This is a genomic window from Mycobacterium aquaticum, assembly GCF_002086485.1.
GTDB lineage: Bacteria > Actinomycetota > Actinomycetes > Mycobacteriales > Mycobacteriaceae > Mycobacterium > Mycobacterium aquaticum.
The window spans coordinates 23,489-43,658 of the sequence record NZ_MVHF01000044.1 but is presented as its reverse complement, the minus strand read 5'-3'; the positions used below and the strand labels follow the sequence as shown (position 1 = coordinate 43,658).

The following is a 20,170-nucleotide window of genomic DNA, read 5'->3' as shown; positions in this document are numbered from 1 at the left end:
TAGCCGCTCATCCCACCGAGCACGGTCGTCTGAAAACGACACGATCGTCGCAACCTCTCATATCGCGAGCGTTGCGACGACCGCGTGAACCCGAGCGTGGATCAGCAACCTTTTCGTTGAATTGGACGGCTCAGATCATGCTCAGCGCCTCGAGATGGACCGCCGTCGAGGCGAACTCGTCGGCCGGAGTGGTGCGCTGGTGCCATTTTCCGTCTTGGCGCTTCTCCGTCTGGACGATCCGGCCGTCGACGTTGAACGTGATCTCCAACTCGAGTGGCTCGCCGGCTCCCTCCGGGCAGCGTTGCTCCCAGACGATGGTGCGCCAGTCGCCGTTCGGGCCACTGTCGAAGATCAGTTCCCAGTCCCGCTCGTTGGCGCGCTCACACACCAGATCCATGACGTGGTAGCTCATTTGGTTCCTCTCTGTCGATGCCAGTGCTCGATGGCGTCAAGCCTCGCGCATCAACAGCCCGGAGTCTGTCCGCCGATCGGACGGCTCCGAGATGAACCGGGCGTCCACCGATCGGGGGAGGAAGCTAGCCGGCCGCCCGCTCGTACTCCGCCGCGCCGAAGATCGCGACTGCGACGGCACCGATGATGGCCGCGGCGAAGGCCAGCGCGACGAGCCAGCCGTAGCCGGGTCGGGCGGAGTCGCCGAGCAGGACCACGCCCACGATGCCCGGCACCACGGTCTCGCCCACCACAAGGGCAGCGGCGACACCGTTGACCGAACCGACTTGCAGCGCAACGGTGAACAAGTAGAAGCCACCGAGACCGGCGACGACGATCGCCCACAAGGCGGGGTCGGCCAGCAGCACCCGGAGCTGGAAGGGCTCCAGCCCGTGGACCACCCGTACCGCGACGGCCATCGCGCCATAGAGCACACCGGCGATGAGGCCGGCGGGTACGGCCGCGTTGCGACCGAGCAGCCGGACCAGGACGGCTCCTGCGGCAAGGATGACGGCAGATACAGCGAGCACGCCCCAGTGCATGGCGACGCCCGGGTCGCCGTCGCCAAGGCGCCCGGCGGTCGCGCCCAGGATGCACAGGGCGACAAGCACTATGGCGATGGCGATCCAGTCGCGCCGGTGCAGCCGTACGTGTAGCACGAAGATGCTGAGTATCGCGGTGACGACGAGGTTGGCGCTGATGATGGTCTGCGACAAGAACAGTGGGATAAGCCGGGCCGAGACCAGGCTGCCGACGAAGCCCAGCAGATCTAGCGCCATTCCCGCGATGAAGATCGGCGCGAGCATGGCCGTGATGGTCGACCGCAGCGTGGGTCCGCCCTCCGGGGTCGCTGCGTGGCCTGATCCCGCGCTGCCCGCGGCATACGACTGCAGCACCGAGGCGGTCCCGTAACCCACGCAGGCCAGCAGTGCTGCCGCGACACCGATCAGCACGATCGGCGGTCTTGCTCGGTGAACTCGGCTCCAGGCATCCGCCAATTGTAGGAAGGGCTCACATGCCGGCCGCCACCGCGGCAAACGCCGCGTCGACCAACGCGATCAGGTCGCGATCCTCGTCGTGGGCCCAGGCAGTCAAGGCGGGTGCCACCGCGGCGAGAGCCGCGGAGGCCTGCACGACACACGGCAGGTCGGGTTCGGACAGGCCCGCCCGCCGAGCCAAGGCTCGGGCGAACAGCTCGCGGGTCTCGTCCTGCGCGATCAGATTTCGAGCGCGCAGCGCTGGATTGTCCAGGATCAGCCGTGTGCGGATCAGCAACGCGTCGTGGTCGGTGGCCAGTACGGTCTCCAGGCCGGCCCGCAGCGCCTGATGAATCGCGGCGATGGGCGACAGCTCGGCTGGTTGTTCGGCGATGAGCTGTTCGATCATCGGGTCGTACTCGTCGTACTCGACGACCTCCTCCTTGCGGGGGAAATACCGGAAGAAGGTCATGTGTGAGACCCCGGAGGCCGCCGCGATCTCCTCGACCGTGGTTGCGTCATAACCTTTTTCGACGAACAGCCGCAAGGCGTGCTCTTGGATGGACTGCCGGGTGGCAGCCTTCTTGCGGGCCCGCCAGTCGACGCTCACGCCGAGGGTTCCAAGGCTGGACGGCCCAGCGTGCTGTCCAACCAGGTGTGCAGGCTCGCCGCTGACGAGCCTTTCCATGCCAGGTGGCCGTCGGGGCGCACAAGCATCGAGTCGCCCGACCCGTGCAGCGCCATCACGTCGCCGAGGCGATCGCGCGCGATGGCGGCCAGCCCCGGCGACCCGATCACCGCCCACTGCGGTCCGAGCGCGTCGTAGAGCCGCGTCACCGTCTCATCGGCGCTCAACAGCTCGCGGTCGGGCACCCGGTCACCAGGCTGTAAACCGGGAAGCCAACGCTGGGCGAGCGAGTCGGAGCGGTAGGACACCTCGAGCTGGGAGGCCTTGTCGGTGATGCGGCGCTGCATCCACGGATTGTTCAGCATGGGGATGGCGAGCTTGTCACGGATCAGCCGGGAAGCCCGACCCTGCCCGACGAGGATCTGTGTCAGTCCGCTGGTGCTCTGCAGCACACCGCTTGCCACGGGCCGTCGTTCGCGTTCATAGCTGTCCAGCAGCCGGGTGTCGGCCCTCCCGGAGATCACCAGCGCCAGCTTGAACGCCACGTTCTCGGCGTCGCCCATGCCGGTGTTCATGCCCTGTCCGCCGAACGGGCTGTGGATGTGTGCAGCATCCCCGGCCAACAGCACGCGACCGCGTCGATAGGTGTCGGCAAGGCGGCGCTGGATGCGGAACACCGAGGTCCACACCACCGACTTGATGCTGCCGCCCGTGTCCTCGGCCAGCCTGCTGCCGAGATGGCCGACGATCTCATCTGGGCCGGGGTTGTCGGGAAGATCGTCCGGCGCGGGCGCCATCACTCGCCACAGATCGGCACCGGGCAGCGGAAACGCGGCCAGCAGCTTCCTGCCGCGCAGCCACGAGGTGGCACCCTCGCGGCTGTAGTCGAGCTCGGCGTGAACATCTGCAAGAAGGAACCGCTCGATCAGCGGTACGCCGGGGAAGCCGATGCCCATCGCCTTACGGATCGCGCTGTGCGCGCCGTCGGCGCCGATCACCCAACCGGTGCGGATCTGCTCGCCACCCGTTGTCACTGTCACGCCATCCGGGTCGGCTCCCACATCGGTGACCGGCTTGCCCCATTCGACCGATCCACCGAGCTCTGCCAGTCGCTTCCGCAGATTCCCCTCGATTTCGGCCTGTGAGATCAGCAGTGCGGCCGGACCGTGCAGCCTCGTCAGCTGACCGACCGGGAAGCTCGCCAGGGGCCGGCCGTCGACGTTGACGTCGACGCGTCGCACGGCTAGTCCACGTTGCGGCAGATCACCCAGCGCGCCCAGCCGGTCGAGCACCTCGACGCCGCGCGGCTGCAGGCCGAGCGCCCGCGACGTGACCGCGGGGCCGTCGGCCTTGTCGAGCACCCGGACGCTCACGCCGGCCGAACGCAGGCTGCACGCCGCCGTCAACCCCGTCGGTCCCGCGCCAACCACCACGACCTCTGGATCCATGGCTCCTCCTTCGATGTTAGCCACTAACATGTTAGCCACTAACATTTAGGTGGGCAATGCGCGAATCGTGGGTTCACGAGCGCGGTGAGTTGGCGACAGTAGGGTGATCGCGTGGCCGAAACCGCCCCGCTGCGCGTACAACTGATCGCCAAGACCGAGTTCCTGGCGCCGCCCGACGTGCCGTGGCAGACCGAAGCCGAGGGTGGTCAGGCGCTCACCGAGTTCGCCGGCCGGGCCTGCTATCAGAGCTGGTCGAAACCCAATCCGAAGACCGCTACCAATGAGGCCTACATCGGCCACATCATCGACGTCGGTCACTTCTCGGTGCTGGAGCATGCGTCGGTGTCCTTCTACATCACCGGGATCTCCCGATCCTGCACCCATGAGCTGGTCCGGCATCGGCACTTCTCCTACTCGCAGCTCTCGCAGCGGTACGTGCCCGAACATGACGCCGAGGTGGTGATCCCGCCCGGCGTGGAGGACGACCCGGAACTGATGGACATCTTCACGGCGGCCGCCGATGCCAGCCGGGCCGCGTACGCAGAACTGCTGAACCGGTTGGAAGCCAAGTTCGCCGACCAGCCCAACGCGGTCCTGCGTCGCAAGCAGGCCCGGCAGGCCGCGCGCGCGGTGCTGCCCAACGCCACCGAAACCCGCATCGTGGTCACCGGAAACTACCGGGCCTGGCGGCATTTCATCGCGATGCGGGCCAGCGAGCACGCCGATGTGGAGATCCGCCGACTGGCCATCGCCTGCCTGCGTGAACTCGTCGATGCGGCCCCCGCGGTGTTCGCCGATTTCGAGATCTCGACGCTCGCGGACGGCACGGAGGTGGCAACGTCCCCGCTCGCGACGGAAGCGTGAACCCGAGCGGGTAATCTTGGCGCGTGAGCACCAGCGGAGTTGACGTTACCGCCCAGATGGGCACCTTGCTGACCGCAATGGTGACGCCGTTCAAGCCCGACGGCTCGGTCGACTTCGATACCGCAACCAAGCTGGCCACGCACCTGGTAGACGCCGGATGCGACGGTCTGGTGCTGTCGGGCACCACCGGCGAATCGCCGACGACCACCGACGACGAGAAGCTGGCCCTGCTGCGTGCCGTGCTCGACGCCGTGGGCGACCGGGCCCGCATCATCGCGGGGGCAGGCAGCTATGACACCGCGCACTCCGTGCACCTGGCCAAGGCCAGCGCCGAAGCCGGCGCGCACGGACTGCTCGTCGTCACGCCGTACTACTCGCGGCCACCTCAGGCGGGGCTGGTCGCGCACTTCACGGCGGTCGCCGATGCCACCGATCTGCCGATCCTGCTCTACGACATTCCCCCGCGGTCATCGATTCCGATCGAGTGGGACACCATCCGCGAGCTCGCCGAACACCCCAACATCGTGGGCGTCAAAGACGCCAAGGGTGACCTGCCCGGCGGAGCACAGATCATCGCCGAGACGGGCCTGGCGTACTACTCGGGCGACGACGCGCTCAACCTCCCGTGGCTGGCCATGGGTGCGGTGGGCTTCGTCAGCGTCTGGGGTCATCTGGCCGCGGGGCAGTTGCGGGACATGTTGACCGCGTTCAATTCCGGTGACGTCGCCACGGCTCGCAAGATCAACGTCGCGCTGGGCCCGTTGGGCGCAGCGCAGGCCCGACTGGGAGGCGTGACGATGTCCAAAGCTGGGTTGCGACTGCAGGGCATCGACTGTGGTGAACCCCGGCTGCCGCAGATTCCGGCCGCGCCGGACGAGATCGAGGCGCTGGCCGCCGATATGCGCGCCGCAGCGGTGCTCAGGTAGGGCGGGCCGTTGAGCACCGATCTCGCGCCGCCCGAGCCGCTGGCCCCTGGAGGGCTGCGCGTCACCGCGCTGGGCGGCATCAGCGAAATCGGGCGCAACATGACTGTTTTCGAGCATCTGGGCCGGCTGCTCATCGTCGACTGCGGCGTGTTGTTCCCGGGGCATGACGAGCCGGGTGTCGACCTGATCCTGCCCGATCTGCGGCACATCGAGCATCGCCTCGACGATGTCGAGGCACTCGTCGTCACTCATGCGCACGAGGACCACATCGGCGCCATCCCGTTCCTGCTCAAGCTGCGGCCCGACATCCCGGTGGTGGGTTCGAAGTTCACCATCGCGTTGGTCCGCGAGAAATGCCGCGAACACCGGATCAAACCCGTGTTCGTGGAGGTTGCCGAACGGCAGAGCAGCACCCACGGCGTCTTCGAATGCGAGTACTTCGCCGTCAACCACTCGATTCCCGGGTGCCTGGCGGTCGCCATCCACACCGGTGCGGGCACGGTGCTGCACACCGGCGACATCAAGCTCGACCAGATGCCTCTCGACGGTCGTCCGACCGACCTGCCCGGAATGTCGCGCCTCGGGGACTCCGGTGTGGACCTGTTCCTCTGTGATTCCACGAATTCCGAACACCCCGGCGTCAGCCCGTCGGAAAGTGAAGTGGGCCCGACGCTGCACCGGCTGATCCGCGGCGCCGAGGGCCGCGTGATCGTGGCGTGCTTCGCGTCGAACGTCGATCGGGTGCAACAGATCATCGACGCCGCCGTGGCCCTGGGCCGCAAGGTGTCGTTCGTCGGGCGATCGATGGTGCGCAACATGGGCATCGCTCGGGAGCTCGGGTATCTGCGAGTCGAAGACTCCGACATCCTCGACATCGCCGCGGCCGAGATGATGCCTGCGCACAAGGTGGTGCTGATCACCACCGGGACCCAGGGTGAGCCGATGGCGGCGCTGTCGCGGATGTCGCGCGGTGAGCACCGCAGCATCACGTTGACCTCCGGCGACCTGATCATCCTGTCGTCGTCGCTGATCCCGGGCAATGAGGAGGCCGTCTACGGCGTGATCGACGCGCTGGCCAAGATCGGTGCCAGGGTGGTCACCAACGCCCAAGCGCGCGTTCACGTTTCCGGTCACGCCTACTCGGGCGAGTTGCTGTTCCTCTACAACGGTGTGCGGCCGCGTAACGTCATGCCGGTGCACGGCACCTGGCGGCATCTGCGTGCCAATGCAGCGCTGGCCGCGCGCACCGGGGTGCCACCGGAGAACATCGTGATCGCCGAGAACGGTGTCAGCGTGGATCTGGTAGCAGGCAGGGCATCGATATCCGGGGCCGTGACGGTCGGCAAGATGTTCGTCGACGGGTTGATCACCGGTGACGTCGGCGATGCCACGCTCGGTGAACGGCTCATTCTCTCATCGGGTTTCGTGGCGGTGACCGTTGTCGTGCACCGGGGGACCGGACGTCCCGCGGGGCCGGCGCATCTGCATTCCCGTGGCTTCTCGGAGGACCCCAAGGCGCTGGAATCAGTTGCGCAGAAGGTCGAGCGCGAACTGGAAAGCCTTGCCGCGGAGAACATCACCGATCCCACCAGGATTGCGCAGGCGGTGCGGCGCACGGTCGGCAAGTGGGTGGGCGAGACCTATCGTCGCCAGCCGATGATCGTGCCCACCGTGATCGAGATCTAGCCTGCCAGCAGCAGGATCCCGCCGGTGAGCAGGCCGACGATCTTGACGGCCTCCAACGCGACGTAGACGTAGTGCACGCGCGACCGCCCGATCGGCGTCTGACCCGGGTTGGCCGCCAGCACGGCATCGGAGCGCTGCGTCAGCTTGGGCCGCACGGCCAGCAACTGCACGCCCAGGGCGGCGATGGCGATCACGAACGCGGCAGTGGTCGCAGCCGACGGCCGACTGACCACGAGCGTGGCGACGACGATTGCCGCGAAAGCTGTTTCGGTGGCATTGAGGGCGCGGAACACCAGCCGACCGATGCCCAGCCCGATCTGCAGCGTGACGCCCGGCGCGCGAAACTTCAGCGGGGCCTCCAGGAACGAGATCGCCAGCACCATGCCGATCCAGCAGTAGGTGACGGCGACGGCCACGGCCGCGGCGGTGTTCATCGGGTATCTCCTTCGGTGGTGAGGTGCCGGCCAAGGCGGGCTGAGCGGGGCCGGTTACCGTCGCACCGCGTAGGCCGTCCACTCCACTTGGGACGCACCGAGTTTGCGGCCGGCCGGCGTGACGTAGTGTTCGATCAGATAATCAGGGCCGGCCTGCTCGATCAATTCCCATCCGTAGGGCTCGATGAACGACGCGATGTCGTCGGGGTTGAGCCCGAATTTCCAGATCCGATTGCGAACGCAGAATCTGCGGTACAACGATTCAGCGCCGTAGCGGTGGGTGCCGTCGATGAAGTCGGCACGGACATAGGTGAATACCAGCCGGCTGCCCGGTGCGGCCGTGCCCAGGTAGTCGAACGTGGCCCGCACACCGGCCTCGGTGAGGTACTGCGTCACGCCCTCCCAGACGAAGAACGTGCGGTCCGAGGTGCGGTGCCCGTGCCTGGCGAGTTCGGCTGCCAGGTCGTCGTGTTCGAAGTCGACGGGTATCAACCGAACCGAATCCGGAACCGCGCCGAGCGCCCGACGGACCACGGCACGTTTACGGTCGATGTTGACCGGCAGGTCCACCTCGAACACCGGGATGGCGCTGTGTCGCGCCAAGCGGTAGGCCCGGGTATCCATCCCGGCGCCGAGGATCACCACGGCGTCGATGTCGGGCAGTGCGGCGTCGAGCGCCTCGTCGATGAATCGCTTGCGGCAGGACAGGTTTGCCCACAGGCCCGGCTGTGACCGTTCCGCGGCGCGGATGGACCATTCGCGGGGTAAGCGCCAGCGCATCAGCCGGGTCATGGCGCGCAGGGAGGCAGGCAGAAAGGACTCCGCCAGGTCGTCGTCGACCAGCCGCCGCGGGCCCTCGTACTGCTCAGTGGCGGCCAACACCATTGGGCCGAAGGCAGTTTGAGCGACCGGGTCTGTGCGGCTCATCGCTTGTTGACGATACCTGCGTCCACCGGCAGTGTCACGCCTGTCACGTAGCGGGCCTGATCGGACACGAGCCACGCCACCGCGTTGGCGATGTCTTCGACCTGCACCACCTGAACCGGTAGGGCGTTGGCGAAATCGGTTGGTGCGTGCAGCTCCTCGGCGATGTGCTTGAGCCACCCGCGGGTGAACTCGTTGTTGATCATCGGGGTGTCCACGCCGGTGGGGTGCACGGAGTTGACGCGAATGCTGTGCGGAGCAAGGTAATTGGCGTACGCCCGCATCAGGCCGACGACCCCGTGTTTGGCTGCGGTGTAGCCGATCGAGCCGCGATCGCCGCCACCCACGCCGATCAGCCCCGCCGCCGAGCTGATCAGGACGATCGAACCGCCGTCGCCCTGCTCCACCATCGTCGGGAACGCCACCTCGACGGTGTTGTGTACTCCGGTCAGGTTGACGTCGATGACGTCGCGCCAGCCATCGGGACCGGACTGCATGGGCGCGATGCCGGCATTGGCGACGACGATGTCGAGGCGACCCAGTTCGGCAACCCCGGCCTGCAGCGCGGCGCGCAGCGCGTCTTCGTCGCGCACGTCCGCCTGCCGTGCGACGATGCGGGCGCCGGTCTCCTCGACGAGTTCGACCGTCGCGGCGAGATCATCGGGTGTGGCCATGGGGTAGGGGACCGATGCGATTTGATCGCACAGGTCGACGGCGATGATGTCGGCGCCGTCGGATGCCAGCCGCACCGCCTCGGCGCGGCCCTGGCCCCGCGCCGCGCCGGTGATGAACGCGACCTTTCGGGCCAGGGGACCGGTGGCCCGCATTATGGCCGCAGCTGGCCCTTGGCCGGGTCGCCGGCCACGACGGGTTGCAGCATCTTGATGTCGGGTGCGCCGTCGAGCAGTTCACCGATCGTGCCGAACAGGGTCCCGATCGCGGGCGCGGTGCTGTGTGTCTTCAGCGCGTCGGCGTCGGCCCACTGCTCGACGAAGACGAAGGTGCCGTCGGCCTCGTGCAGCGAGTACAGCTCACATCCCGGCTCGTCGTGCACCGCCTCGATGGCCTTCTTGCACGCGTCTCGCACCGTATCGACGGACTCGGGCTTGGCTTTCATGGTGGCGACGACGACAACTGGCATGGGTGCAGACTCCTCGGGTCAGTATGGCCGGACAGGTGTCCAGCGTACTCATATCGCGTCGACCCAGATCACGAAGGCGATGGTGAGCACGCTCAACACCGCCAATATGGTCGCGTCGACGGCGCTCAGCCGCGTCGTCTCGGATGGACCGACCCGCAATTGACGCGCGATCAGGAACAGCGGGAAGGTGACGCTGATGGCGACGAGGGCTCCACCGAGCAGGTAGGCCCACACGTACGGGATGGCGTGTTTGCGCCCCTCGAGGACCATGAAGATCGCGGCGGCGAGGAAGAACAGCACGATGTCGACGGTGATGGAGCGCGAGGCGGGATTGACCTTGGTGTCGCTCCAGAAGGTCAACAGGCCGGTCGGGCTGTGGAAGTAGGCGACGTTCTGGCTCCAGGTGGCGGCCAGGGCTACGGCCGCGATGACCGCGTAGACGATGCACAGAAGCCTGGTTTGGGTGGGGCGGGCGGTCGGATGACTCATGGCGGGACGGTAGACCGCCATTACGGCGGAAATGCAACCTTTCTGTGACCTGTGTGGCAGATGGTGAATATGAGGCCACTGCGACTAGGCTGACGGACATGGCTAACAAGACCGCTGCGCGATCTGGAGCCCGTTCGAGCAGGTCAAAGCCCAGCTCACGCTCCGGCCGACAGGCGCCTGCCCGCCCTGCGCCAGCCAGGCGCAAGCCGGCGCGCCGGTCCCAGGGCTCACCGGTGGCCGTCGCCGGACAGAAACTCGGCCGCGGCGCACGCGCGGGGTGGCTGATGCTGGCCAAGGGCGCGGGTTCGACGGCGCGCTCGGTCGGCCGGGCTCGCGAGATCGAACCGGGGCACCGCCGCGACGGGCTTGCGCTGGCACTCCTGGGTATCGCCGTGGTGGTCGCGGCCAGTTCCTGGTTCGACGCTGCCCGTCCGGTCGGCGCCTGGATAGACACCGCCTTGCGGACCGTCGTCGGTGGGCCAGTCGTGCTCGTTCCGATCGTGTTGGCCGTCGTCGCCATAGTGCTGATGCGTACCGAACCCGACCCGGATTCACGCCCGCGGATGATCCTCGGCGTCTCCATGGTCACGCTGCCCGCGCTGGGGCTGTGGCACCTGTGGGCGGGCTCGCCGGAGGATCCCGCCGGGCGCCGGCTGGCAGCCGGATTCGTCGGATTCGCCATCGGCGGACCGCTCTCCGACGGGCTGACCGCGTGGATCGCTGCGCCGTTGCTCTTCATCGGCGTGCTGTTCGGCGTGCTGCTGATCACCGGCACGACCATCCGTGAAGTGCCCGCGACATTGCGCGCGATGTTCCGTACCCGTGCGTTCGACGATGACGACGAGTACTACGACGACGACTATGACGACGAGTACGCCGACGCGGAACCCGCCGACGACTTCTCCGATGGCTACTACGACGACCCGGCGTACACACCGGACCAGGCCAAGAACTGGCCCACGGCTGCCATCGAGGCGCCCAAGGCGCTGACCGGCACGCCGATGGAGAACTACCCGCTGGCCGAAGATGCCGAAGCGCCAACGGTTCCCGAGCCGGCGGTCAAACCCCGCCGCAAGAAGGTCGCCGAGCCCAAGCCTGCCAAGAAAGCCGACGACACCATCGTCGTCGATCGGGTGGTCGAAGGCCCGTACACGCTGCCGGCCATGGATCTGCTCATCGCCGGTGACCCGCCGAAGCTGCGCACGGCGGCCAATGACCAGATGACCGACGCCATCTCGTCGGTGCTCGAACAGTTCAAGGTCGACGCGGCCGTGACCGGCTGCACCCGCGGCCCGACCGTCACCCGCTACGAGGTGGAACTCGGGCCGGGCGTCAAGGTCGAGAAAATCACTGCGCTGCACCGCAATATCGCCTACGCGGTCGCCACCGAGAGCGTCCGCATGCTCGCGCCCATCCCGGGCAAATCGGCCGTCGGCATCGAGGTGCCCAACACCGACCGCGAGATGGTGCGGCTCTCCGACGTGCTCACCGCACCGTCGACGCGACGCGATCACCACCCGTTGGTGATCGGTCTCGGCAAGGACATCGAGGGCGACTTCGTCTCGGCCAACCTGGCCAAGATGCCGCACCTGCTGGTGGCAGGCTCGACCGGTTCCGGTAAGTCCAGCTTCGTCAACTCGATGCTGGTCTCGCTGCTGGCACGGGCCACCCCCGACGAGGTCAGGATGATCCTGATCGACCCGAAGATGGTGGAACTCACGCCCTACGAAGGCATTCCGCATCTCATCACGCCGATCATCACCGAACCCAAGAAGGCCGCGGCGGCACTGGCCTGGCTGGTCGAGGAGATGGAACAGCGCTACCAGGACATGAAGGCGTCGCGGGTGCGGCACATCGACGTGTTCAACGAGAAGGTGCGCAGCGGCGAGATCAGCACACCGCTGGGTAGCGAGCGGGTCTACAAGCCCTACCCGTACATCCTCGCGATCGTCGACGAACTCGCCGACCTGATGATGACCGCCCCGCGGGACGTCGAGGACGCCATCGTGCGCATCACCCAGAAAGCCCGTGCTGCCGGTATTCATCTGGTGCTGGCCACGCAGCGACCGTCGGTGGACGTCGTCACCGGTCTGATCAAGACCAACGTGCCGTCCCGGCTGGCCTTCGCGACCTCGTCGCTGACCGACAGCCGCGTCATCCTCGACCAGCCCGGCGCCGAGAAGCTGATCGGTATGGGCGACGGCCTGTTCCTGCCGATGGGCGCCAACAAGCCGTTGCGTATGCAGGGCGCGTTCATCACCGACGAGGAGATCCACGCCGTCGTCGAGGCCACCAAGGCGCAGGCCGAACCGGAGTTCGTCGACGGCGTCACCGCGGTCAAGGCCGGTGAGAAGAAGGACGTCGACCCCGACATCGGCGACGACCTGGATGTCTTCCTGCAAGCCGTCGAGCTGGTGGTGTCCTCGCAGTTCGGGTCCACCTCGATGCTGCAGCGCAAGCTGCGCGTCGGCTTCGCCAAGGCGGGCCGCCTGATGGACCTCATGGAGACGCGTCAGATCGTCGGGCCGTCCGAGGGCTCCAAGGCCCGCGAGGTGCTGGTCAAGCCCGACGAGCTGGCAGGCACGCTGGCACTGATCCGCGGCGGTGCCGACGCCAACGGCGCCGACGCCGACGATGACGCCGACGAGTTCTGAGTCCGTGATTTGTCGTGTCTCACCCGTCAGCGAGTGCGGGTGAGACTCCACACATCGCTCAGAGGGTCAGCAGCATCCGGGTGTTACCGAGCGTGTTCGGTTTGACGTAGGAAAGGTCGAGGAACTCGGCCACACCGGTGTCGTATGAGCGGCACATCTCCTCATACACCTCGGCAGTCACCGGGGTGCCGTCGATTTCCTTGAAGCCGTGGCGGCCGAAGAAGTCGATCTCGAAGGTCAACACGAAGATCCGGCTCAGATGAAGGTCGCGGGCGGCCCGGAGCAACTGCTCGAGCAGAACGTGGCCCACGCCGGTACCCCGGACCTTGGGGTGTACCGCCACTGTGCGCACTTCGCCGAGGTCTGCCCACAGCACGTGCAGGGCGCCGCAGCCGACCACTTCGCCGTCGAGCTCGACCACCCAGAATTCCTGGACCGCCTCGTACAGCGTCACCAGGTTCTTCTCCAGCAGGATCTTGCCTGCATAGATGTCCACCAGCTCTTTGATCCGGGGGACATCGGAGGTGCGGGCCCGGCGCACCAAGGGGCTGGTCGCCGGTGGCGCGCTGCCTTCGTTCACAGCTGGAAGAGTATCGGTTTCGGCAACCGATATTCTGTTGCGGTGCCGGGCCAACCTTCTACTGATCCGTTGGTGCCGCATGCCTTCATCGCCAGCTTGCCCAACATTCTCACTGGAGTCCGGCTGGTGCTCGTACCGGTCTTCCTGGTGTTGCTGTTCGTCGGCGACGGCCATGAAACATTCTGGCGGATAGTCGCTTTCGCGGTGTTCTCGGTCGCGGTGATCACCGACCGGTTCGACGGCGCCCTGGCACGCAGCTACGGCGTGGTGTCGGAGTTCGGCGCACTGGCCGACCCGATTGCCGACAAGGCGCTCATCGGGTCGGCATTGATCGGCCTGTCCATGCTGGGGGACCTGCCCTGGTGGATCACCGGGGTGATTCTGCTGCGCGAGATCGGGATCACGATCCTGCGCTTCATGGTGTTGCGTCACGGCGTCATCCCGGCCAGCCGTGGCGGCAAACTCAAGACGCTGGTGCAAGCGGTGGCGATCGGCTTGTTCGTGCTGCCGCTGCACAACTGGCCGGGGATCTGGCTGACTGTGGCGTGGGTGATCATGTGGGCGGCCGTCGTGCTGACCATCGTCACCGGCGCCGACTATGTGGTTTCGGCGATCAGGAATTCACGTGGACGATCCGCTGGTAACTGACGATGCAAAGGCGCTGGTCGCCGATCTGACGGTGAACGGCCAGAGCGTGGCCACCGCAGAGTCGCTGACGGGAGGGCTGCTGGCGGCCACGCTGGCCGGTGTGCCCGGTGCCAGCGCCGTGTTGCACGGTGGGCTGGTCACCTACACCGAGGACACCAAGATCTGGCTGGCAGGCGTGGCGCCGCAGGTGCTCGACGCGGTCGGCCCGGTCGCGGCGCCCACGGCGCGGGCCTTGGCCGTCGGCGCGCGGCAGCGGTGTGCCGCCACCTGGGGCGTGAGCCTCACCGGGGTGGCCGGCCCTGAGCCGCACGGCGGGCATGCGCCGGGAACGGTGTTTCTCGGGCTGGCCGGACCGGTGGACACCGAGGTGGTCGAGCTGGCGCTGTCCGGTTCCCGCTGGGACATCCGGGTGGCCGCGGTCAATGAGGCGATCGCCCGGTTGCGTCGTCTGGTCGAGCAACAATGAGATTCTTGCCGTCGGGAACCATCGCGGTGGGTCACAGCGTTTGGCAAGTAACAACCGTCGAGTAGGTACCCGAAGGAGGGCACGATGACGGAATTGCTGCGTGAAGTGATCGGTGATGTGCTGCGCACCGCCCGCACCGAGCAGGGTCGCACCCTGCGTGAGGTGTCTGATGCCGCCAGGGTGAGCCTCGGGTATCTGTCGGAGGTGGAACGTGGTCGCAAAGAGGCGTCCAGCGAACTGCTCAGCTCCATCTGCGATGCCCTCGACGTGCGGCTCTCGCGCGTGCTGACCGATGCCGGAGAGCGGATGGCGCGCCGCGAGCAGGCCAACGTGGCCCACATCGACGCTGCGACCAAGGTGGTCATTCCGCAGCCGGTCTCCATGGCTGTCGCCTGAGGCGTACCCAGACCCGGCGAAACGCCCATCGGGGGCTGTGGCGGTCTGCCCGAACCCGATAAGTTGGCACTTGAGCACGACAACTTGACCGACCAGGCGACCATAGGCCCGATCACCGGGCCCAAATATCAGCGAAGGCGGAAACGTTCCCATGGCCAATCCGTTCACCAAGGCATGGAAGTACCTGATGGCGCTGTTCAGCTCCAAGGTCGATGAGTACGCCGACCCCAAGGTGCAGATCCAGCAGGCCATCGAGGACGCGCAGCGTCAGCACCAGGCGCTGACCCAGCAGGCCGCTCAGGTGATCGGCAACCAGCGTCAGCTGGAGATGCGGCTCAACCGCCAGCTCGCCGACATCGAGAAGCTCCAGGTCAACGTGCGCCAGGCCCTGACCCTCGCCGACCAGGCAAACGCCGCGGGCGACGTCGCCAAGGCCACCGAGTACAACAACGCCGCCGAGGCGTTCGCCGCCCAGCTGGTGACCGCCGAGCAGGGTGTCGAGGACCTCAAGACCCTGCACGACCAGGCTCTGCAGGCCGCCGGTCAGGCGAAGAAGGCCGTCGAGCAGAACGCGATGATGCTGCAGCAGAAGATCGCCGAGCGCACCAAGCTGCTGTCGCAGCTCGAGCAGGCCAAGATGCAGGAGCAGGTCAGTTCCTCGCTGCGGTCGATGACCGACCTTGCCGCACCGGGCAACACCCCAAGCCTCGACGAGGTCCGCGACAAGATCGAGCGGCGCTACGCCAACGCCATCGGCTCGGCGGAGCTCGCCCAGAATTCGGTGCAGGGTCGCATGCTCGAGGTGCAGCAGGCCAGCGTGCAGATGGCCGGGCACTCCCGGCTGGAGCAGATTCGCGCGTCGATGCGCGGCGACACGCTGCCCGCGGGTGGCAGCACCGCGACGCCTGCCGCGCCTGCCGCCAACCCGGCCCAGGCCCCCGAAAACCCGCTCGGCCAATAGTGTTTCGGTGATGTGATCATGGTTACCAAGACCGGTCGAGGAGAGGCCTGGCGGTCGGTGCTGCAGCGGAGCGTCGATACCGCCGCCGACCTGTCCGGCGCTCTGGCCGAAAAGCTCAGTGCCGCTGCCGATCCGCGCGCGAAGCTGCTCCGCAAGCGGCGGTGGGCTGCGCGTCTCGCGGTGTTCTTCACGCTCGCGTGCGGGTTCTGGGTGTTGGTGACGGCGGTGCTCGCATCATGGAGCACCCCGGTCTGGGCCCTGATCATCACCGGTGCCATCGCCGCGGGCGCCGCGTTCCCCGCGACGCTGCTGTGGCTGCGCTACCGCTGGCTGCGGTCCGAACCCTTGCCGGCCGAACGTCCCGTCGCCGGCCGCCGGCTTCCGCCGTGGGGTTCGGCCGCACGTCAGCCGATGTCGGCGCTGATCGCATCCGAGCGCGGCATGTTCTCGCTGCTCGGAGTCATGGAACGCGGCCACATGCTGCCCGCCGACGAACTGCGCGAGCTGACCGCGGTGGCCAACCAGACCGCGCGCACCATGGCCGCCACCGCGACCGAGGTGGTCTCGATGGAACGCGCGATCAGCAATGCGCCGCAGTCGCGGCAGTACCTGGTGCCCACCATCAATGCGTTCACCGCGCAGCTCGGCCAAGGTGTTCGCCAGTACAACGAAATGGTCACCGCCGCAGCGCAACTGGTGTCCGCCGCAAACAGCGGGCCGGTGTCGGCCGCCCCGCTGTCGCAGCAGCGCTACCGCAGCGAGTTGACCAACGCCACCGACCGGCTCAACGGCTGGGCCCAGGCATTCGACGAGCTCGGCCGGCTGCGTCAGGCCTGACCGATCAGACCGCGCTGCTGCTCGGCGGGCCCGACCGCGGGCCGTACTTGTCGATGTAGGCCTGATGGATGTGGGCGTTCTTCTCGCGGGCGATCTTGTCGACCAGGTTGGGATCGAGGCCGTGCACCCGCAGCATGTGCCGCCGCCAGATCTTGTTCAGCGCGTGCGAGAAATAGACGAACGGGATCAGGATCGGCACCGTCATGCTCAGGTGCACGTACAAGGTGGTGTCGATCAGCCAGAACGGGGCCAGGATCAGCACGGCGGGAACCAGGACCCGCAGCATCATCCGGCGGGTGGCGCCCTTGCCGGTGAGGTCTTCACGCACCCAGTCGAGCATCGAATCCGGCAGCCTGCGCCCGCAGCAGTAGCCCAGGAACTGAATCGGATTCGGCTTGGTGCGCACGCTGTTGCTCGTCATCGGTCAGCCGCTACAGCGACGCGCGCAGCGAGGGAATCACGATCCCGACCAGGCCGCGGATCGTCGCCTTGGTCATGTCGAGAAAGTCGAAGTAGTCCCGCCACAGCGTGATTCGCCCGTCGTGCACCTCGAACACCCCGCACACCCAGAACTGCAGCCGCAGCGGTCCGATGATGAGGGCATCGGTGCGTTCGGTCAGCACCGAGGCGCCGTCCGCGGCGATCCGGTGAATCTTCACCTCGAATCCGACCCGGCCCTGCATGGAACGGAACAGTTTCACGGTGCGGTTGCGCCCGTAGATGGTCGGCAACCCGACGTTCTGATACACCAGGTTCTGCGCCAGCGCGTTCTCGGCGGTTTCGAAGTCCTGGTCCTGAAGCGCATTGAGGAAGATCTCGACCGTACCCGCGGGACTGTTCACCTCGGTAGTTGATTGGTCAGCCATGGCCGAAGCCTAGTTCTCCTCGGCTGTGGCAGGGTAATCCGAATGCGCGTAGCGGTGGTTGCCGGACCCGATCCTGGGCATGCCTTCCCGGCTCTGGCGCTGTGTCTGAAATTCCTGGCGGCGGGGGACACACCGACCCTGTTGACCGGGGTGGAATGGCTGGAAACCGCCCGCGCCGCCGGGGTCGGCGCGGCCGAACTGGCCGGGCTGGATCCCACCGACGAGGACAACGACGCCGACGCTGGGGCGAAGATTCATCGACGGGCGGCCCGGATGGCTGTGCTCAACGTCCCGCAGCTCCGGGAAATGGATCCTGACCTGGTGGTCTCCGATGTGATCACGGCGTGCGGTGGGCTGGCGGCCGAGCTGCTCGGGGTGCCGTGGGTGGAACTCAACCCGCATCCGCTCTACCTGCCGTCGAAGGGACTGCCGCCGGTGGGCAGCGGTTTGGCGCCGGGTGTCGGGTTGCGCGGCCGGTTGCGCGACTCCGTGATGCGTGCCCTGACGGCGCGGTCCGTGCGGTCGGGTCTGGCACAGCGCGCCGAGGCCAGGGTCGGTATCGGCCTGCCGGCGACCGATCCCGGGCCGCTGCGCCGACTGATCGCGACCGTGCCCGCACTCGAAGTGCCGCGTCCGGATTGGCCGGCGGAGGCCGTCGTGGTGGGGCCGCTGCACTTCGAGCCGACGGACGCGGTGCTGCCCGTGCCGGCAGGCGCGGGCCCGGTCGTGGTGGTCGCGCCGTCGACTGCGACCACCGGGACCCAGGGCATGGCCGAGCTCGCGTTGGCGTCGCTGCGGCCCGGGGAGACGCTGCCGGAGGGGGCTCGCCTGGTGGTGTCGCGGTTGGGTGGAGCCGACGTCGAGGTCCCACCGTGGGCGGTGGTCGGGCTGGGACGCCAGGACGAACTGCTCACCCACGCCGATCTGGTGATCTGCGGGGGCGGCCACGGCATGGTGTCCAAGACGCTGCTGGCCGGCGTACCGATGGTGGTGGTTCCCGGCGGTGGGGATCAGTGGGAGATCGCCAATCGTCTGGTGCGACAAGGCAGTGCGCAGCTGGTGCGCCCGCTGACTGCCGCCGCGTTGACCACCGCTGTCGGTGAGGTGCTGGGCTCGCCGAAGTACCGACTGGCTGCACAGCAGGGCGGGGCATCGGTGGCCGACGTGGCAGATCCGGTACGGGTGTGCCATGACGCGTTGGCGCCCGCTCGGTAGGTTGGGCTCGTGCGCTTGACGGAATTCCACGAGCTGGTCGATGGCCGGTTCGGCTCGATGCGGGGCCGGTCCATGCTCGTCGACCATGTGCTGAGCAGCATGGGGCGGACCGCCGCGCAGGCCATCGAGGCAGGCGTGGAGCCGCGTGATGTGTGGCGGGCCCTGTGCGCTGATTTCGATGTCCCCCGCGAAGAGTGGTAGCCAGGTGTGACTTAGCTCACGGGGGCGCGTATACCGGAGTTATGCGACTAGGTGAGCATCCTCAACGGACGCCGCTATACGGTGTGTTGCTGGTCATCGCCGCGGTTCTGTTGTGCTGGCTGGTCGCGTCGACGTTGGGTGGATGGCAGTCCGCGGTCGGGTACTTCCTGGCCATTGCCGTCGGCGCGGTCGGGTTTGTCATGACACTGCGGGATCTCGACAACTTCCCGAACTGGCGTCGCTGAGTCATCGCTGAATCAGCAGCTGCGCGGTCTCGCGGTGCAGCCGGCCGAAGTTGTAGTACGCCGCGCATGCGCCCTCGGGGGACACCATGCAGGTGCCGATCGGCGTCTCGGGCGTACACGCGGTCCCGAACACCTTGCACTCCCATGGCTTGATGACGCCCTTGAGCACTTCACCGCACTGGCAGGCTTTCGGGTCGGCCACTCGCACACCCGGCATGTCGAACACCAGCTCGGCGTCGTACTCGGCGTAGTCGTGGTGAACTTTCAGGGCGCTCTGGGAGATGAACCCGAGGCCGCGCCATTCGAAATGGGGTCGCAGCTCGAATGTCTCGGCCATCAGCTTCAGGGCCTGGATGTTGCCCTCGGGTCGGACCACGCGGGTGTACTGATTCTCCACTTCGCAGCGGCCCTCGCGGATCTGCTGCAACAACATGTGCACCGACGCCAGGATGTCCAGCGGCTCGAACCCCGCGACCACCATGGGCTTGCCGTAGACGGCGGGGACAAAGCGGTACGGCCGCAGCCCCACCACGGTGGAAACGTGCCCGGGCCCAAGGAACCCGGACAGCCGCAGGTCGGGGGATTCGAGGATGGCCTTGATGGGCGGCACGATCGTGACGTGGTTGCAGAACACGCTGAAGTTGTGCACGCCCAGTGTGCGTGCTCGAACCAGGGTGACGGCCGTCGACGGTGCGGTGGTCTCGAAGCCGACCGCGAAGAACACGACATGCCGGTCGGGATTGTCGCGGGCGATCTTGAGTGCGTCCAGGGGGGAGTAGACGAAACGCACGTCGGCGCCTCTGGCCTTGGCCTCGATGAGGTTTCCGTGGGAGCCGGGCACCCGCATCATGTCGCCGAACGTGGTGAAGATGATGCCGCGCTGCTCGGCGAGCCACATCGCGTCGTCCACCCGGCCCATCGGGATCACACACACGGGGCAGCCCGGTCCGTGGACCAACTCGATGGAACTCGGCAGGAGGTGTTCGATGCCGTGTCGATAGATGGTGTGGGTGTGGCCGCCGCACACCTCCATGAATTTGAACTCGTCGTCGCCGGCCAGTTCGGTGATCGATTTGACCAGGGCCCGGGCGGCGGCCGGATCGCGGAATTCGTCGACGAACTTCATGTCAAGCC

Annotated in this window: 25 protein-coding genes; 12 read left to right on the top strand and 13 right to left on the bottom strand. The window is 67.1% G+C overall.

Translation table 11 applies throughout. The annotated features are described in order from the left end of the window. Positions 1-130 precede the first annotated feature (130 nt). The 4 genes from BST13_RS30155 to BST13_RS30140 form a co-directional block, all read right to left on the bottom strand. Positions 131-412 (bottom strand): hypothetical protein, encoded by a 282-nt coding sequence (locus tag BST13_RS30155; RefSeq protein WP_083168739.1) that lies wholly within the window; start codon positions 410-412, stop codon positions 131-133. A gap of 124 nt (positions 413-536) precedes the next feature. Continuing rightward, on the bottom strand, positions 537-1,403 hold the full coding sequence (locus BST13_RS30150; RefSeq protein ID WP_083168737.1) for a DMT family protein: 867 nt from the start codon (positions 1,401-1,403) through the stop codon (positions 537-539). 58 nt (positions 1,404-1,461) lie between these two features. Next, positions 1,462-2,037 (bottom strand): TetR family transcriptional regulator, encoded by a 576-nt coding sequence (locus tag BST13_RS30145; protein ID WP_211296217.1) that lies wholly within the window; start codon positions 2,035-2,037, stop codon positions 1,462-1,464. Then, the gene (locus BST13_RS30140; protein WP_083168734.1) at positions 2,034-3,503 is read right to left on the bottom strand and encodes an FAD-dependent monooxygenase; all 1,470 of its coding nucleotides are present in this window, start codon (positions 3,501-3,503) and stop codon (positions 2,034-2,036) included. Before BST13_RS30140 ends, BST13_RS30145 begins: the two co-directional genes overlap by 4 nt. Before the next feature lie 111 nt (positions 3,504-3,614). On the opposite strand from BST13_RS30140, the gene thyX reads away from it, so the two are divergent. Genes thyX through BST13_RS30125 form a run of 3 tightly spaced genes read left to right on the top strand, consistent with a single transcriptional unit; the run spans position 3,615 to position 6,979 of the window. Then, complete coding sequence (gene thyX / locus BST13_RS30135) at positions 3,615-4,367, top strand: FAD-dependent thymidylate synthase (protein WP_083168732.1); 753 nt, start codon at positions 3,615-3,617, stop codon at positions 4,365-4,367. Positions 4,368-4,390: 23 nt separating this feature from the next. Further along, complete coding sequence (dapA, locus tag BST13_RS30130; protein ID WP_083168731.1) at positions 4,391-5,293, top strand: 4-hydroxy-tetrahydrodipicolinate synthase; 903 nt, start codon at positions 4,391-4,393, stop codon at positions 5,291-5,293. A 9-nt stretch (positions 5,294-5,302) separates the two neighbouring features. Beyond that, positions 5,303-6,979, top strand: a complete 1,677-nt coding sequence (locus BST13_RS30125) for a ribonuclease J (RefSeq protein ID WP_083168729.1) — start codon at positions 5,303-5,305, stop codon at positions 6,977-6,979. Here the strand turns inward: BST13_RS30125 and BST13_RS30120 are convergent. The 5 genes from BST13_RS30120 to BST13_RS30100 are packed head-to-tail and all read right to left on the bottom strand — an operon-like array spanning position 6,976 to position 9,967. Next, on the bottom strand, positions 6,976-7,413 hold the full coding sequence (locus BST13_RS30120; protein WP_083168728.1) for a hypothetical protein: 438 nt from the start codon (positions 7,411-7,413) through the stop codon (positions 6,976-6,978). The genes BST13_RS30125 and BST13_RS30120 overlap by 4 nt on opposite strands. A 54-nt stretch (positions 7,414-7,467) precedes the next feature. Further along, on the bottom strand, positions 7,468-8,340 hold the full coding sequence (locus BST13_RS30115; protein WP_083168726.1) for an SAM-dependent methyltransferase: 873 nt from the start codon (positions 8,338-8,340) through the stop codon (positions 7,468-7,470). Then, the gene (locus BST13_RS30110; protein ID WP_083168725.1) at positions 8,337-9,164 is read right to left on the bottom strand and encodes a mycofactocin-coupled SDR family oxidoreductase; all 828 of its coding nucleotides are present in this window, start codon (positions 9,162-9,164) and stop codon (positions 8,337-8,339) included. Before BST13_RS30110 ends, BST13_RS30115 begins: the two co-directional genes overlap by 4 nt. Next, a complete protein-coding gene (locus tag BST13_RS30105; protein ID WP_083168723.1) occupies positions 9,164-9,478 on the bottom strand; it encodes a putative quinol monooxygenase in 315 nt (104 codons plus the stop codon). The genes BST13_RS30110 and BST13_RS30105 overlap by 1 nt, the downstream gene beginning before the upstream one ends. A gap of 48 nt (positions 9,479-9,526) precedes the next feature. After that, positions 9,527-9,967, bottom strand: a complete 441-nt coding sequence (locus BST13_RS30100) for a DUF2834 domain-containing protein (RefSeq protein ID WP_083168773.1) — start codon at positions 9,965-9,967, stop codon at positions 9,527-9,529. A gap of 98 nt (positions 9,968-10,065) precedes the next feature. On the opposite strand from BST13_RS30100, the gene BST13_RS30095 reads away from it, so the two are divergent. After that, entirely contained in the window at positions 10,066-12,621 is a 2,556-nt protein-coding gene (locus BST13_RS30095) for a DNA translocase FtsK (protein WP_211296216.1), read from the top strand. 58 nt (positions 12,622-12,679) lie between these two features. On the opposite strand, the gene BST13_RS30090 is transcribed toward BST13_RS30095, so the two are convergent. Beyond that, positions 12,680-13,162, bottom strand: a complete 483-nt coding sequence (locus BST13_RS30090) for an amino-acid N-acetyltransferase (protein ID WP_083168772.1) — start codon at positions 13,160-13,162, stop codon at positions 12,680-12,682. 81 nt (positions 13,163-13,243) lie between these two features. On the opposite strand from BST13_RS30090, the gene pgsA reads away from it, so the two are divergent. From pgsA to pspM, 5 genes are all read left to right on the top strand, one after another. Next, positions 13,244-13,849 (top strand): CDP-diacylglycerol--glycerol-3-phosphate 3-phosphatidyltransferase, encoded by a 606-nt coding sequence (gene pgsA, locus BST13_RS30085; RefSeq protein ID WP_095533766.1) that lies wholly within the window; start codon positions 13,244-13,246, stop codon positions 13,847-13,849. After that, entirely contained in the window at positions 13,827-14,315 is a 489-nt protein-coding gene (locus tag BST13_RS30080; RefSeq protein WP_029370225.1) for a CinA family protein, read from the top strand. The genes pgsA and BST13_RS30080 overlap by 23 nt, the downstream gene beginning before the upstream one ends. A gap of 84 nt (positions 14,316-14,399) precedes the next feature. Then, positions 14,400-14,711 (top strand): transcriptional regulator ClgR, encoded by a 312-nt coding sequence (clgR, locus tag BST13_RS30075; protein ID WP_029370106.1) that lies wholly within the window; start codon positions 14,400-14,402, stop codon positions 14,709-14,711. 151 nt (positions 14,712-14,862) lie between these two features. Then, positions 14,863-15,672 carry a phage shock protein PspA gene (pspA, locus tag BST13_RS30070; protein WP_083168719.1) on the top strand — a complete coding sequence of 270 codons (810 nt, stop codon included), beginning with the start codon at positions 14,863-14,865 and terminating at the stop codon, positions 15,670-15,672. Positions 15,673-15,690: 18 nt separating this feature from the next. After that, positions 15,691-16,509 carry a phage shock envelope stress response protein PspM gene (pspM, locus tag BST13_RS30065; protein WP_083168770.1) on the top strand — a complete coding sequence of 273 codons (819 nt, stop codon included), beginning with the start codon at positions 15,691-15,693 and terminating at the stop codon, positions 16,507-16,509. Positions 16,510-16,513: 4 nt separating this feature from the next. Here the strand turns inward: pspM and BST13_RS30060 are convergent, their stop codons facing one another. Further along, complete coding sequence (locus BST13_RS30060) at positions 16,514-16,930, bottom strand: DUF5313 domain-containing protein (protein WP_083168717.1); 417 nt, start codon at positions 16,928-16,930, stop codon at positions 16,514-16,516. A 10-nt stretch (positions 16,931-16,940) separates the two neighbouring features. Beyond that, a complete protein-coding gene (locus BST13_RS30055) occupies positions 16,941-17,375 on the bottom strand; it encodes a limonene-1,2-epoxide hydrolase family protein (protein WP_083168716.1) in 435 nt (144 codons plus the stop codon). 42 nt (positions 17,376-17,417) lie between these two features. Between BST13_RS30055 and BST13_RS30050 the strand changes: the two genes are divergently transcribed. From BST13_RS30050 to BST13_RS30040, 3 genes are read left to right on the top strand one after another with little or no spacing between them, the layout of a single operon-like run. Continuing rightward, positions 17,418-18,590, top strand: coding sequence for a glycosyltransferase (locus tag BST13_RS30050; RefSeq protein ID WP_083168715.1), 1,173 nt, complete (start codon positions 17,418-17,420; stop codon positions 18,588-18,590). Between the two features lie 9 nt (positions 18,591-18,599). Then, positions 18,600-18,791, top strand: a complete 192-nt coding sequence (locus BST13_RS30045) for a DUF3046 domain-containing protein (RefSeq protein WP_083168714.1) — start codon at positions 18,600-18,602, stop codon at positions 18,789-18,791. Positions 18,792-18,832: 41 nt separating this feature from the next. Then, on the top strand, positions 18,833-19,036 hold the full coding sequence (locus tag BST13_RS30040; RefSeq protein ID WP_083168713.1) for a hypothetical protein: 204 nt from the start codon (positions 18,833-18,835) through the stop codon (positions 19,034-19,036). A 1-nt stretch (position 19,037) separates the two neighbouring features. Here the strand turns inward: BST13_RS30040 and hypD are convergent, their stop codons facing one another. Beyond that, positions 19,038-20,162, bottom strand: coding sequence for a hydrogenase formation protein HypD (hypD, locus tag BST13_RS30035; RefSeq protein WP_083168711.1), 1,125 nt, complete (start codon positions 20,160-20,162; stop codon positions 19,038-19,040). Positions 20,163-20,170 lie beyond the last annotated feature (8 nt).

Excerpts from the sequence above, each read along its gene's own strand:
- BST13_RS30050 (WP_083168715.1), top strand. The coding sequence starts at position 17,418 with ATGCGCGTAGCGGTGGTTGCCGGACCCGATCCTGGGCATGCCTTCCCG.
- hypD (WP_083168711.1), bottom strand. The coding sequence starts at position 20,162 with ATGAAGTTCGTCGACGAATTCCGCGATCCGGCCGCCGCCCGGGCCCTG.
- clgR (WP_029370106.1), top strand. The coding sequence starts at position 14,400 with ATGACGGAATTGCTGCGTGAAGTGATCGGTGATGTGCTGCGCACCGCC.
- BST13_RS30155 (WP_083168739.1), bottom strand. The coding sequence starts at position 412 with ATGAGCTACCACGTCATGGATCTGGTGTGTGAGCGCGCCAACGAGCGG.
- BST13_RS30060 (WP_083168717.1), bottom strand. The coding sequence starts at position 16,930 with ATGACGAGCAACAGCGTGCGCACCAAGCCGAATCCGATTCAGTTCCTG.
- BST13_RS30105 (WP_083168723.1), bottom strand. The coding sequence starts at position 9,478 with ATGCCAGTTGTCGTCGTCGCCACCATGAAAGCCAAGCCCGAGTCCGTC.
- BST13_RS30115 (WP_083168726.1), bottom strand. The coding sequence starts at position 8,340 with ATGAGCCGCACAGACCCGGTCGCTCAAACTGCCTTCGGCCCAATGGTG.
- BST13_RS30120 (WP_083168728.1), bottom strand. The coding sequence starts at position 7,413 with ATGAACACCGCCGCGGCCGTGGCCGTCGCCGTCACCTACTGCTGGATC.
- BST13_RS30100 (WP_083168773.1), bottom strand. The coding sequence starts at position 9,967 with ATGAGTCATCCGACCGCCCGCCCCACCCAAACCAGGCTTCTGTGCATC.
- BST13_RS30040 (WP_083168713.1), top strand. The coding sequence starts at position 18,833 with ATGCGACTAGGTGAGCATCCTCAACGGACGCCGCTATACGGTGTGTTG.
- pspA (WP_083168719.1), top strand. The coding sequence starts at position 14,863 with ATGGCCAATCCGTTCACCAAGGCATGGAAGTACCTGATGGCGCTGTTC.
- BST13_RS30110 (WP_083168725.1), bottom strand. The coding sequence starts at position 9,164 with ATGCGGGCCACCGGTCCCCTGGCCCGAAAGGTCGCGTTCATCACCGGC.
- BST13_RS30055 (WP_083168716.1), bottom strand. The coding sequence starts at position 17,375 with ATGGCTGACCAATCAACTACCGAGGTGAACAGTCCCGCGGGTACGGTC.
- BST13_RS30140 (WP_083168734.1), bottom strand. The coding sequence starts at position 3,503 with ATGGATCCAGAGGTCGTGGTGGTTGGCGCGGGACCGACGGGGTTGACG.
- BST13_RS30095 (WP_211296216.1), top strand. The coding sequence starts at position 10,066 with ATGGCTAACAAGACCGCTGCGCGATCTGGAGCCCGTTCGAGCAGGTCA.
- pspM (WP_083168770.1), top strand. The coding sequence starts at position 15,691 with ATGGTTACCAAGACCGGTCGAGGAGAGGCCTGGCGGTCGGTGCTGCAG.